Raw genomic sequence first — 12,208 nt, 5'->3', positions numbered from 1 at the left:
CGGGGAAAACTGCTATCTGGTCAATGCGTGCCCCGCGGGCTAGGTCTTGGGGAACAGAATTCGAGGAGTGTACAATGAGCAGTCTGATACCGATCCGTTTTCAGGAATTTGACCTTGAGGCTATGGCGCAGGCCGGGGGGCGCGTCGCCATCATCATTCCGGATGACGGTAAGATGAGCCCGGCAGCCCGCCGGGCAAACCGTCTGACGAAGGGCGGCTTGGCGCGGCTTGTTGAAAGCGAGAGTTTCAGAAAGTCGAAGACAGGTGATGTCATCTCGATGGCATGGCCCACAGGGATGGCGGCAGAGGCGCTGGATGTTCTGGTTTTGCCACGTCGCCCCGAGGCCGGCGAAGCCCGCAAGGCAGGGGCGGCGCTGGCTAAGCTGGCCGGCGGCAAGGACATGCTGGTGATGGTGGGCAATCAGGCGCGGGCCGAGGATGTGGCACTGGGGATTGTTCTGCGCAGCTATGAGTTCGACGCGCATAAAACCAAGGAAAGCCAGAAGGCGGGCACAGTGACAATCAGCCACGCAAAGCCTGCGGAGGCCGAGGCAGATTTTGCACCTCTCTATGCAATTGCTGATGGCGTTCGGATGACGCGCGATCTGACCAATGAACCGGCAAATGTTTTGACCACCACCGAATTCGCGGACCGCCTGGTTGAGATGCAGGAGCTGGGTCTTGAGGTCGAAGTACTGGACGAAGACAAGCTGGCCGAGCTGGGAATGCGCACGTTGCTAAGCGTCGGGCAGGGCTCGGACAGCCCTTCGAAAGTCGTGGTGATGCAGTGGAATGGCGGGGCCAAGGACGACGCGCCTCTGGCTTTGGTCGGAAAAGGCGTGGTGTTCGACACGGGCGGTATCTCGCTCAAACCAGCTGTCGGCATGGAAGAGATGACCATGGACATGGGCGGCGCCGGCGTTGTTGCGGGCACCATGCGCGCGCTGGCCAAGCGCAAGGCAAAAGCCAATGTCGTGGGGCTGGTTGGGTTGGTCGAGAATATGCCATCAGGTAACGCCACCCGTCCGGGTGATGTGGTCAGGTCAATGAAGGGCGACACGGTCGAGATCATCAACACCGACGCCGAAGGCCGCCTGGTTCTGTGTGACGTGATGTGGTACGCGCAGGAACGGTTCAAGCCGGTCGGAATGATCGACTTGGCAACTTTGACCGGTGCGATCATCATCGGATTGGGCCATGAAAACGCTGGTGTTTTTTCGAACAATGACACGTTTTGTGATGCCTTCCTGAAATCAGCCAAGGCCGAGGATGAAGGCGCTTGGCGGATGCCATTGGGCGACGCCTATGACAAGTTGCTGAAATCGCGCATTGCCGACATGAAGAACGTAGGCGGTCGCCCCGCCGGTTCAGTCACCGCCGCGCAGTTCCTCCAGCGGTTCGTGAAAGAGGAAACGCCGTGGATTCATCTGGACATTGCAGGCGTCGCCTCGGTGGCTGAAGAGACCTCTTATGCGCCCAAAGGCGCCACCGGCTGGGGCGTGCGCGCGCTGAGCCGGTTTGTGCAGGACAATTTCGAGTAAGCATATGGGCGCTGTCTATTTCTACCACCTGACCCGCCAGCCGTTGGAGCACACCTTGCCCGCGCTGCTGGACAAGGCGCGGCAAGCCGGGTGGCGGATAGCCGTGCGGGGTACTGACCCTGCACGGATGGACTGGCTGGATGAAAAACTGTGGCTGGGCCCCGAGGAGGGATTCTTGCCGCATGGTCGCGCTGGTGGCCCGCACGACGCGGACCAGCCGATCCTGCTGACCACCAGCGCCGTGGCGGGAAATGGTGCGACCTGTATCATGGCTGTGGATGGCGCGCCGGTCGAAGCGGAAGAAGTCGCCGCGTTGGAACGGGTTTGTATCCTGTTCGATGGCAATGACGACATGGCGGTACAACACGCGCGCGGGCAGTGGAAAGCGCTGACGGATGCCGGATGCTCCGCACAATACTGGTCGGAGGAGTCCGGGCGGTGGGAAAAAAAGGCTGAAGCCTGACCGGCCCGCAATTTTCAGGAGATACGACAATGCAGAAAAAGCCTTTGGGCCGTACCGGAATTATCGTGAGCGATCTGTGCCTTGGTACGATGACATTTGGCTCCCAAACGTCTGAAACGGATGCGCACCGGCAGATGGATATGGCGTTGGACGCGGGGATCAACTTTGTCGATGCGGCCGAAATGTATCCGGTGAACCCTGTAGCGAAAGAAACGATCGGGCGCACCGAAGAGATTTTGGGAAACTGGAATGCCGCCAATCCTACCCGCCGGGGAGATTATGTTTTGGCGACCAAGCATTCCGGCGCGGGGCTGTCTTTTGTCCGTGATGGTGCGCCGATCACTGCCCGCACAATACCCGAAGCAGTTGAGGGGTCTTTGCGACGTTTGCAGACCGGGTACATCGACCTCTATCAGTTCCACTGGCCCAATCGGGGCAGCTATATGTTTCGGCAGAACTGGGATTATGCGCCGTCTGGCGAAAACACGGACGAAGTGCTGAGCAACATGCAGGAATGCCTTGAGGCATTGCAGGCTCAGGTGGACAAGGGCAATATCCGTGCCTTTGGCCTGTCGAATGAAAGCGCTTGGGGAACCGCGCAATGGCTGCGGCTGGCCAAACAGATGGGGGCGCCGCGCGTGGCATCGGTGCAGAACGAATATTCATTGCTGTGCCGCCATTTCGACACCGACCTGGGTGAGTTGAGTGTGCATGAAGATGTTGGGCTGATGGCGTTTTCCCCTTTGGCGGCAGGATTTTTGACCGGGAAGTATCAAAATGACTGCGTCCCCGACGGATCGCGTATGTCCTTTGTGCCCGAGATGGGAGGCCGGAAATCCGGTCGTGTTTTCGAGGCGGTTGCAGCTTATCTGGACATCGCCGCGCGGCATGGTCTGGATCCGGTGCATATGGCACTGGCGTGGTGCCGGACGCGCCCGTTCATGATGTCGGCAATCTTCGGGGCCACGACCGTTGCACAGCTGGATCATATTCTGGCGGGCGTGGATCTTGAATTATCCAAGGATGTGTTGGCCGAGATCAGCAGGGCACATCGGGCGCACCCGATGCCGTTTTAGGGGCTCTGCCCCCGTCGCCTTTGGCGACGCCCCCGGGATATTTTTGGCCAGATGAAGAAGGATCCGGTCAGTGATGGGTGGGATGCGCGCGTTCGTGTCTCAGGTCGCGGGCCGATTGACCGTGGGCGGTGCGGAAAGCGCGGGCAAAGCTGGATTGCGATGCAAAGCCGGTGGCGAGCGCCACATCCATCAGTGGCATGTCGGTGTCGGTGACCAGACGGCGGGCCTCGGCCAGGCGCAGCTGCAGATAGTGGTCCTGCGGCGTCGTGTTCAGGCGCAGTCGGAACTGTTGTTGCAGCGTCCGTGGGCTGGTGCCCAGGCGGTCTGCGATAAAGGCCAGCGGCAGAGGATCATCCAGTGACGCCTGCATCATCGAGTTGGCCTTGGCGGTCAGTGCTGTGTGGCGATGGGGTGCGCCTGTGCGGCTTTGCGGTTTTCCAGGGTCCGGAGCACCATCGTAAAGGAACAGGCCCGCAACGCGCGCGGCGAAACTTGCGCCATGACGGGCGGCGATGATGTGCAGCATCATCTCGACAGCCGGAATTGCGCCACCCGAAGTCAGGCGGTTGCCCGAAACGGTGAAGCGGTCGGTGCGCACATCAACTTCGGGAAACCGGGTGGCGAAATTTTCGAGGTCTTCCCAATGGGTTGTTGCCAGGTGGCCGTCCAGTAGCCCGGCCTCGGCCAGAAGCCAGGGACCGCCATCAATGCCTGCCATCGTTGCGCCGGTGCCGGCGATGCGGCGCAGACCAGCCAGAAGGCTGGGGGTGGCGTGGCGGGCCAGTTGGAACCCGGCGACCACGATCATCAGGTCGCAGGATTGCAACCGGGCCAGTGGAATACCGGGCACTTGCAACGCACTGGTCAGCACCGCGGGCTCTGGCGTTGCGGTCACATAGTCCCAGTCAAAGGCCGGGCGGTCCGCCAGACGGTTCGCGGCCCTCATCGGGTCCACCGCAGAGGCAAAGCTGAGGGTGTTGCATTCGTCCAGCACAAGCACCGCGGTTTTCAGGGCGCGGTGTTCCGGTTGCAGTATGTTTTTTGCGGATTTCATCAAGTTTGATTCGCATATTGCCAAGTGGTTTTCCCAAAGCTGCGCCAGAGTCGGGTCAGAACGCAAATCGGAATCCGGGGAAAAGCCTGGGGAAAACCCAAGGCAGAACCGGGTATAACTTGGGGAAAACATCATGCCTCTGGAAATGAACCGCGAAGTCTTCATTACCTGTGCCGTAACCGGCTCGGGCGGGACGCAGGACCGCAGCCCGCATGTGCCGCGGTCACCGCGGCAGATCGCCGACAGCGCGATTGCCGCCGCCAAGGCCGGGGCGGCAGTGGTTCACTGCCACGTGCGTGACCCTGAGACCGGCGTGCCAAGCCGCCGGCTGGATCTGTATCGCGAGGTAACGGACCGCATCCGCGACGCTGATGTGGACGTCGTATTGAATCTGACGGCCGGGATGGGCGGCGATATCGTGTTCGGCGGTGTTGAAAACCCGTTTCCAGTGGCCGCGGGCACGGACATGGTCGGAGCATCGGAACGCGTGGCGCATATTGCAGAATGTTTGCCCGAAATTTGCACCCTGGACTGCGGCACAATGAACTTTGCTGAGGCAGATTATGTTATGACGAATACGCCCGGGGCATTGCGCGCCATGGGCAAGATGATGACCGATCTGGGTGTCAAGCCCGAGATCGAAGCCTTTGACACTGGCCACCTGTGGTTTGCAAAGCAACTGGTGAAGGAAGGGATTCTGGCACCAAACGCTTTGGTCCAGCTGTGCATGGGGGTACCGTGGGGTGCGCCGGATGATCTGAATACCTTTATGGCGATGGTAATCAACGTGCCGGAAGACTGGACCTTCAGCGCGTTTTCACTGGGACGGAACGAGATGCCGTTTGTCGCGGCTTCGGTTCTCGCGGGCGGCAATGTGCGCGTGGGGCTTGAGGACAACCTTTGGCTGGACAAGGGCGTAATGGCCGAGAACTGGCAACTGGTGGAACGTGCGGGATCCATCATCGAGAATATGGGCGCGCGCGTGATCGGCCCTGACGAAGTCCGTGCGAAGCTGGGGCTGACCAAGCAGGCACCTGTTGCAAAATAATGGACACGCGGGTTTTGGGGGCCAGCCCCCAAGCCCCCGGAATATTTCTAAAAAGATGAAACATGCGCAGCCAGTAGGTGGGAAATCATGAAAACGGCAGCAATTATTGGGGGCGGAGTTATCGGTGGTGGATGGGCCGCGCGGTTCCTGCTCAATGGCTGGGATGTGCGGGTGTTTGACCCTGACCCCGAGGCGGAACGCAAGATTGGCGAGGTGCTGGACAACGCAAGACGGTCCTTGCCGGGGCTGAGTGACGTTCCGTTGCCAGCCGAGGGTGTGCTGAGCTTTCACAGCGACATGGCCGAAGCGGTTAAGGGTGCGCGTTGGATACAGGAGAGTGTGCCGGAACGTCTGGATTTGAAACTGAAGGTTTACAAAGGCTTGCAGGAGGCTTGCGATCCGGGCGCGGTCATCGGATCCTCGACCAGTGGGTTCAAGCCGTCCGAACTTCAGGACGGAGCGCTGCGCCCCGAGCAGATCGTGGTGACTCACCCCTTCAACCCGGTTTACCTGCTGCCTTTGATCGAGCTTGTACCAACGGACAAGAACCCGGCCGAGATGATCAAACAGGCCCAGGACCTGTTGAAATCGCTTGGGTTTTTCCCGCTTCACGTCAAGAAAGAGATCGATGCGCATATTGCCGACCGGTTCCTGGAAGCTGTCTGGCGCGAGGCGCTTTGGCTGGTCAAGGATGGCATTGCGACGACCGAAGAGATTGACGAGGCCATCCGTATGGGTTTCGGCATCCGCTGGGCGCAGATGGGTCTGTTCGAAACCTACCGCGTGGCCGGTGGCGAGGCGGGGATGCGGCATTTCATGGCGCAGTTCGGACCTGCCTTGAAATGGCCGTGGACCAAGCTGATGGATGTTCCCGAGTTCACTGACGAACTGGTCGATTTGATCGCCAGTCAATCTGACGCACAATCCGGGATGCATTCGATCCGAGAGCTGGAGCGTATTCGCGACAACAATCTTGTTGGCATGATGCGGGCCCTCAAGGCGCAGAATTACGGCGCGGGTGCGGTGCTGAACCAACATGACGCACGGTTGAAACCCGGTGCGCTGCCGACGCTGGATCAGGCGGATCTGAGCCAGCCCATCCTGACCCTGTCGCGGGCTGTTCCGCTGGACTGGACGGATTACAACGGCCACATGAACGAAGCGAAATATCTGGAGGCCTTTGCCGCCGCCACCGATCGGTTCATGGAAATCATCGGATGCGATGCGGATTACATCGCCTCGGGCGGCAGCTATTTCACAGCGGAGAACCACATTCGCTATGTGGATGAAGCTCATGCCGGTGCAAAAATCGACGTGCGCACGCAGATGCTGTTGGGGCAGGGCAAGAAGCTGCATGTGTTCCACAGCATGTATGAGGGCGACAAGCTGCTGGCCACGGGTGAAAGTTTTCTGCTGCATGTCAGCCTGGAAACCCGCCGCCCGAGCGCGCCATCCGCTGAAATCGAAGCGGCTATGGCGCGGGTTGCAGAGGCTCAGGCCGGATTGCCTTATCCCGAGGGCGCAGGCGCAGCGATCAGGAAGCCTTCATGACGCGCCGTGTTCTGGTGACGGCTGGCGCGTCAGGCGTCGGCCGGGCCATGGCCGAGGCGTTTGACGCGGTTGGCTATGACGTCCGGGTTACTGATATCGATCAGGCGGCGTTGGATACTTTGCCCGAACATTGGACCGGGCACCGAGCCGATGTTGCGGACGAGGCTGACATGCGCGCGGTATTTGACGCCGTCCGTTCGACAGGCGGGTTGGATGTGCTCTGCGCCAATGCCGGTATTGCCGGCCCGACAAATGCCATTGAGAATATTGATCTGGACGCGTGGCGTTCTTGTGTCGCGGTCAATCTGGACGGTGCTTTTCTGGCGGCAAAATATGCAGCGCCGCTGATGAAAACGGCGCGGGCGGGCAGTATCATTCTGACCTCGTCGACAGCCGGGCAGTATGGCTACCCGTTCCGGGCGCCCTATGCGTCGGCAAAATGGGCGGTCATCGGGTTGATGAAAACACTGGCGATGGAGCTGGGGCCCTATGGCATCCGTGCCAATGCCATTTGTCCGGGCGCAGTTGAAGGCCCTCGGATGGAGGGCGTCCTGACCCGCGAGGCCGCAGCCAAGGGCATGACCCGTGATGAGGTCTATCGGGGCTATGCCTCGGGCACCTCAATGGGGCGCTTCGTCGAAGCGCAGGATGTCGCCAATATGGCAGTCTTCCTTGCCTCAGATGCGGCACGTCTGGTTTCAGGTCAGGTGATTGCGGTGGATGGCCACACGGTCAACCCGGACCCGAAATTGTAACTCAGCCCTGGTTTGGACCACGGATCTGGCGGATGGTCTGACGGACTGCCTGCCAGTCCTGGGCTTCTTGCCGGTTTCCGGCAGCTTCGCAGTCGCGCATTTTTTGCGCGGCTTCGGCCTCGGCTTGGTCTCCATGGGCGGCAAAAAGTGCACGTGCGTATTGAGCGGTTTGAATTGCGTCCATTCCTGTGCTCCTCCGTCTGTGTTCGGAATGCCTTATGGTTCGCGCCACAGTAGAATAGCACAGGTTGGATGGCGCTGCATCACCAGTCGCGGGAAACCGCCGTTCTGAGGCGACGCAGATGGTTTGGAAAGTCCCGGGCGGCCACGTCGGCCTCGCGTACCAGTGTGTCGAAATGGCGTGAGAATGTCTCGATCCGATCCCGGTCGCGGAAGGCCATATAGTGACTTCCTGCGTAAAATACACAAAGCAGCGGGCCGAAAATCGTCACGGGTGCGGAATAAAGCCGTTTTGCGTCAAACAGATAGATACGCATCCGCGGATAGAGCTGTTCGCACAGCGCCAACAGGTGATCGATCTGTTCCAGCCGAACCTCGGGGCTGAGACCCTGATAATACCCAGTGGCGCTTGCAAAGCTTTCGATTTCGAACAACGGCATGGCGATCTCATAGTCTGACTGGGCGCTGCGCATCCATGCCAGACGATCCGCCGACGCGCCGATGGCTTGGTCAGCGGTCCGGCCCAGATGCGGGGCGTATTCCCATTCCAGTATCGAACGCGTCTTGAGCATGTCGGGCAGGGTGGCCGGGACATAGCGGATTTTGTACCCGGCGGCCTCCTGATGCCACTCGAAGATACGTTCATCGACAAGGGCGCGTGGGGCCTCGGTAAAGGTCAGCGAGTTAGCCAGAAGCTCAGCCGCGCTTTCCGGCCTGTCAGATAGGCTCAGCAACCAGTCGGCCGAAACGCCGAGCGCCGCTGCACATCCGCCAACAACATGTGCGTTGGGCAACCGCGCGCCATGATCTGTCAGCAATTGGGAAACGGTCGAGCGGTCAACGCCAATATTGCGCGCAAGGGCACTTTGGCTGACATGACGCTCTTCCATCGCGCGGGCGAGGCGGAGACGAAATTGCGCGGCACGGTCGCGCTTGTCGATATTTTCCTGCATGACATGATTTTTATCACAATTGATGAGTTTTGTTAATCATATTCAGAATTTTCAATGCCGGGGTCCGGATGTAACGCTTTGAGTAAGAAAAAAACGGGGTTCGGAATGGAAACGCGGCGAAGATCAGTCGTGAAAGCGATCGTTTGGAATGCGATGGGGTTGGCGATCATGACAATGGTGGGCCTGTTGGCAACAGGCTCGGCCGCTGTAGGAGGGGCGCTGGCGCTGGTGAACACGGCCATCGGCCTGACGATGTACGTGATTTACGAAAGAATTTGGGCGAACATTTCGTGGGGCCGAAATGGCTGACCCCACGACACCCAAATCGCCCGAATGGGGCACGTTTTTCCTGATAGTCTTGTGTTATGCTGCGTGGCTTGCCGGTCTGTTCTGGCTGGCAAACACATCCTTGTGGTTGGCTATCCCTGCTCTGGGTGTTGTTGCGGCTTTGCATTCGTCACTGACGCATGAGGCCCTGCACGGGCACCCATTTCGTGCCAAATGGCTGAACGAGGCGTTGATGGCACTGCCGTTGACATTGGCAATTCCGTATAACCGCTTTCGGGACCTGCATCTGGCGCATCATCAGGATGCCACCCTGACAGACCCTTATGACGACCCGGAATCGAATTATCTGGATCCGCATATCTGGTCGGGATTGCCGCGGCTGGCGCAGATGATCCTGAGCCTGAACAACACGCTGTTGGGGCGGATGGTACTGGGGCCTGTCCTTGGTCAGGTTCTGTTTATGCGTGACGAATGGCGTGGGTTGATGCGCGGGGACAGGGCGATCCTGCTGGCATGGGCTGTGCACCTTCCCGGCGCGGCGGTGGTTCTGTGGGTAGCTGCGCAATCGGCCATGCCGGTTTGGGCCTATCTGGTCGCGGCCTATATGGGGCTGTCGCTTTTGAAGATCCGCACGTTTCTGGAGCATCGTGCACATGAAAAATCCCGCGCCCGCACGGTGATTGTCGAAGATCACGGGCCTCTGGCGTTTTTGTTTTTAAACAATAACCTACACGTCGTTCATCACATGAATCCGGCGGCTCCGTGGTATCGCTTGCCTGCATTGTACCGCGACGGAAAGGACAGGTACTTGGCTTGCAACGAAGCCTATGTTTACCGGTCCTATGCACAGATATTCCGGCAGTATTTCGTTCGCGCAAAAGACCCTGTGCCACATCCCCTCTGGCCAAAGCCTTGAATTGACGACACAACGGGTGGCATGAGTCTCTGGATCCCCGTCACCATCGCCGCCGCCAGTTTTCAGACTGTGCGTTTCATGCTGCAAAAATCTCTGGCAAGCGTGAAACTATCTGCTGCAGGTGCAACTTTTGCGCGGTTTGCCTATTCCATGCCGTTGGCGGTTATCGGGCTATATGTTGCGTTGCAGATAACCGGGGCGAGCATGCCTCGGCTTGGCAGTTTGTTCTGGCTTTACGCGGTCATCGGAGGGACAGCGCAAATCCTTGCAACGATTTGCGTGGTGGCGTTGTTCAAACAACGCAATTTTGCCGTTGGAATTACCTTCAAGAAAACCGAGGTGATCCAGACCGCGATTGTTGGTTTTTTGGTCTTGGGGGACAGTGTGTCGCGGGGCGCATTGTTCGCGATCCTGTTGGGGTTGATGGCTGTTCTTTTGTTGTCAAAAACACCCGGAGGGGACGGACCCTGGTGGCGCCATCTGACCAATCGGGCTTCGCAATTGGGGCTTGGATCAGGTGTTTTGTTTGCGTTTTCCGCCGTCAGCTATCGTGGGGCTTCACTGCAACTGGGCGATATCGATGCGTGGTTCCGAGCGCTGGTAACACTGGCCGCAGTGGTGACATTCCAGTTCGCCAGCATGGGGATATGGCTGCTGTGGCGGGACCGGGCCGAACTGCGCGCAGTCTGGCAAACGCGAAAGACCGGGGTATTTGTCGGCCTGACCAGCCTCGGTGGCTCGTTTTGCTGGTTCTGGGCCTTCACCTTGCAGAATGCGGCTTATGTAAAAGCGCTGGGGCAGGTTGAGCTGATCTTTAGCCTCATGGCTTCGATCCTATTCTTCCGAGAAACGATCACCCGGCGCGAGATCGCCGGGATGATGTTGCTTGGGTTCTCGATTTTAGCGCTTGTGCTGGCAATCTAGCTGGCGCGACGTTCGTCAAAGCTAAGCGCGATGAAGCTGGGCAGGTGATCTCCCATGCCCACGACGACCTGGCCGGTGCCTTCCTTGCGCCCACGACTGTGCCCCTTCGGCTCGCGATATTTTTTACCTTCTTTCATGCTTTCGGGGGCCTTGGCCTTTTTCTCGGGCTTCGGCTGTTCGGGCTTGGGCTCTTCCTGAACCGGGTTGTCTATGCGCGGGATGTCTTTCTGGATCAGCTTTTCGATCGCAACCAGTGCTTTTTCGTCGCGTCCCGAGCAGATTGTGATGGCCTTGCCTTCGCGCCCGGCGCGACCGGTGCGGCCAATGCGGTGCACATAATCCTCGGGGTGGCTGGGGACGTCGAAGTTGAACACATGGCTGACAGCCGGAACATCCAGACCGCGTGCCGCCACGTCTGAGGCGACCAGCAGGCGCAAGGACCCGTCACGGAATCCATCCAATGTTTTCATCCGCTGCGACTGGTCCAGATCGCCATGGATGGCGGCGGCGTCGTAACCGTATTTCTTCAGCGACTTGGCGCAGATATCCACATCTGTCTTGCGGTTGCAGAAGATGATCGCGTTGGTGCATTTGTCACCTTCGGCATCGATCAGCGCGCGCAGAAGGCCGCGCTTGTTGCTGGCCTCGCGGTCACGGCGCCCACCTTTGAACATGACGACGCTCTGTTCAATGGTTTCGGATGCGGTGGCCTGCCGGGCCACTTCGATCCGGGCAGGGGCCGACAGGAACGTATCGGTGATCCGCTCGATCTCGGATGCCATTGTCGCCGAGAAGAACAGGGTCTGCCGGGTGAATGGTGTCAGTGAGAAGATGCGCTCGATATCGGGGATGAACCCCATATCCAGCATCCGGTCCGCCTCATCCACCACCATGATCTGAACACCGGTCAGCAACAGTTTGCCGCGCTCGAAATGATCCAGCAGACGGCCCGGCGTGGCGATCAGAACGTCGACGCCACGGTCAATCAGGGCTTCTTGCTCTTTGAAGCTGACACCACCGATCAACAGCGCTTTGGTCAGTTTCAGGTGTTTGGTATAGGTGTCGAAATTCTCGGCCACCTGAGCGGCCAGTTCCCGCGTCGGGCACAAAACCAACGAACGTGGCATACGGGCACGCGCCCGGCCACGGGCCAGCAGCGTGATCATCGGCAGCGTAAAGCTGGCGGTTTTTCCCGTGCCTGTCTGGGCTATGCCCAAAACATCGCGACCTTCCAATGCGGGCGGAATCGCACCTGCCTGGATCGGAGTTGGGGTTTCGTATCCGGCTTCCTCAATGGCTTTGAGGACCTTCGGGTTCAGGTTCAGTTCGTTAAACTTTGTCATGTAAGTCCGGTTGAATGCGGACACTTGACCTGGCCCGCGCGTATAAGATGTGCCGGGCCCGGATGGCCATGCGCGTGATGCGACATTTCGGCTTGGACGCGGACATAACAAAAACG

13 protein-coding genes are annotated in these 12,208 nt (G+C 59.1%); 9 read left to right on the top strand and 4 right to left on the bottom strand.

Going from position 1 to position 12,208, the window contains the following annotated elements; genetic code table 11:
* The first annotated feature begins 74 nt into the window (after positions 1-74).
* The 3 genes from ACR0J7_RS02880 to ACR0J7_RS02870 are packed head-to-tail and all read left to right on the top strand — an operon-like array spanning position 75 to position 3,080.
* Positions 75-1,541 carry a leucyl aminopeptidase gene (locus tag ACR0J7_RS02880; RefSeq protein WP_480913244.1) on the top strand — a complete coding sequence of 489 codons (1,467 nt, stop codon included), beginning with the start codon at positions 75-77 and terminating at the stop codon, positions 1,539-1,541.
* Positions 1,542-1,545: 4 nt separating this feature from the next.
* Entirely contained in the window at positions 1,546-2,004 is a 459-nt protein-coding gene (locus ACR0J7_RS02875) for a DNA polymerase III subunit chi (RefSeq protein WP_480913242.1), read from the top strand.
* A 29-nt stretch (positions 2,005-2,033) separates the two neighbouring features.
* On the top strand, positions 2,034-3,080 hold the full coding sequence (locus ACR0J7_RS02870; RefSeq protein WP_480913240.1) for an aldo/keto reductase: 1,047 nt from the start codon (positions 2,034-2,036) through the stop codon (positions 3,078-3,080).
* 67 nt (positions 3,081-3,147) lie between these two features.
* Here ACR0J7_RS02870 and ACR0J7_RS02865 read toward each other — a convergent pair whose 3' ends face one another.
* A complete protein-coding gene (locus ACR0J7_RS02865) occupies positions 3,148-4,134 on the bottom strand; it encodes a GlxA family transcriptional regulator (protein ID WP_480517314.1) in 987 nt (328 codons plus the stop codon).
* A 133-nt stretch (positions 4,135-4,267) separates the two neighbouring features.
* Between ACR0J7_RS02865 and bcoG the strand changes: the two genes are divergently transcribed.
* The 3 genes from bcoG to ACR0J7_RS02850 all read left to right on the top strand — a co-directional run bounded on the left by bcoG (position 4,268) and on the right by ACR0J7_RS02850 (position 7,488).
* On the top strand, positions 4,268-5,182 hold the full coding sequence (gene bcoG / locus ACR0J7_RS02860) for a 3-dehydrocarnitine:acetyl-CoA trimethylamine transferase BcoG (RefSeq protein WP_480913238.1): 915 nt from the start codon (positions 4,268-4,270) through the stop codon (positions 5,180-5,182).
* A gap of 84 nt (positions 5,183-5,266) precedes the next feature.
* Entirely contained in the window at positions 5,267-6,733 is a 1,467-nt protein-coding gene (locus tag ACR0J7_RS02855; RefSeq protein ID WP_480565249.1) for a carnitine 3-dehydrogenase, read from the top strand.
* The gene (locus ACR0J7_RS02850; protein ID WP_480913237.1) at positions 6,730-7,488 is read left to right on the top strand and encodes an SDR family oxidoreductase; all 759 of its coding nucleotides are present in this window, start codon (positions 6,730-6,732) and stop codon (positions 7,486-7,488) included. Before ACR0J7_RS02855 ends, ACR0J7_RS02850 begins: the two co-directional genes overlap by 4 nt.
* A gap of 1 nt (position 7,489) precedes the next feature.
* On the opposite strand, the gene ACR0J7_RS02845 is transcribed toward ACR0J7_RS02850, so the two are convergent.
* The gene (locus ACR0J7_RS02845; protein WP_267366128.1) at positions 7,490-7,672 is read right to left on the bottom strand and encodes a hypothetical protein; all 183 of its coding nucleotides are present in this window, start codon (positions 7,670-7,672) and stop codon (positions 7,490-7,492) included.
* Between the two features lie 79 nt (positions 7,673-7,751).
* On the bottom strand, positions 7,752-8,621 hold the full coding sequence (locus ACR0J7_RS02840; protein ID WP_480485412.1) for a helix-turn-helix domain-containing protein: 870 nt from the start codon (positions 8,619-8,621) through the stop codon (positions 7,752-7,754).
* A 105-nt stretch (positions 8,622-8,726) separates the two neighbouring features.
* Between ACR0J7_RS02840 and ACR0J7_RS02835 the strand changes: the two genes are divergently transcribed.
* Genes ACR0J7_RS02835 through ACR0J7_RS02825 form a run of 3 tightly spaced genes read left to right on the top strand, consistent with a single transcriptional unit; the run spans position 8,727 to position 10,749 of the window.
* The gene (locus ACR0J7_RS02835) at positions 8,727-8,930 is read left to right on the top strand and encodes a DUF2061 domain-containing protein (protein ID WP_267366130.1); all 204 of its coding nucleotides are present in this window, start codon (positions 8,727-8,729) and stop codon (positions 8,928-8,930) included.
* Positions 8,923-9,825, top strand: coding sequence for a fatty acid desaturase (locus tag ACR0J7_RS02830; RefSeq protein WP_480913236.1), 903 nt, complete (start codon positions 8,923-8,925; stop codon positions 9,823-9,825). Before ACR0J7_RS02835 ends, ACR0J7_RS02830 begins: the two co-directional genes overlap by 8 nt.
* Positions 9,826-9,846: 21 nt before the next feature.
* On the top strand, positions 9,847-10,749 hold the full coding sequence (locus ACR0J7_RS02825; protein WP_480504901.1) for an EamA family transporter: 903 nt from the start codon (positions 9,847-9,849) through the stop codon (positions 10,747-10,749).
* Here the strand turns inward: ACR0J7_RS02825 and ACR0J7_RS02820 are convergent.
* The gene (locus tag ACR0J7_RS02820) at positions 10,746-12,092 is read right to left on the bottom strand and encodes a DEAD/DEAH box helicase (RefSeq protein WP_480504903.1); all 1,347 of its coding nucleotides are present in this window, start codon (positions 12,090-12,092) and stop codon (positions 10,746-10,748) included. The two genes, ACR0J7_RS02825 and ACR0J7_RS02820, sit on opposite strands and share 4 nt — an antisense overlap.
* Positions 12,093-12,208: the final 116 nt, after the last annotated feature.

The sequence above is a fragment of the Ruegeria sp. O4 genome, from assembly GCF_056535125.1.
The sequence above is the reverse complement of the archived record's forward strand: the minus strand, read 5'-3'. Positions and strand labels throughout refer to the sequence as shown.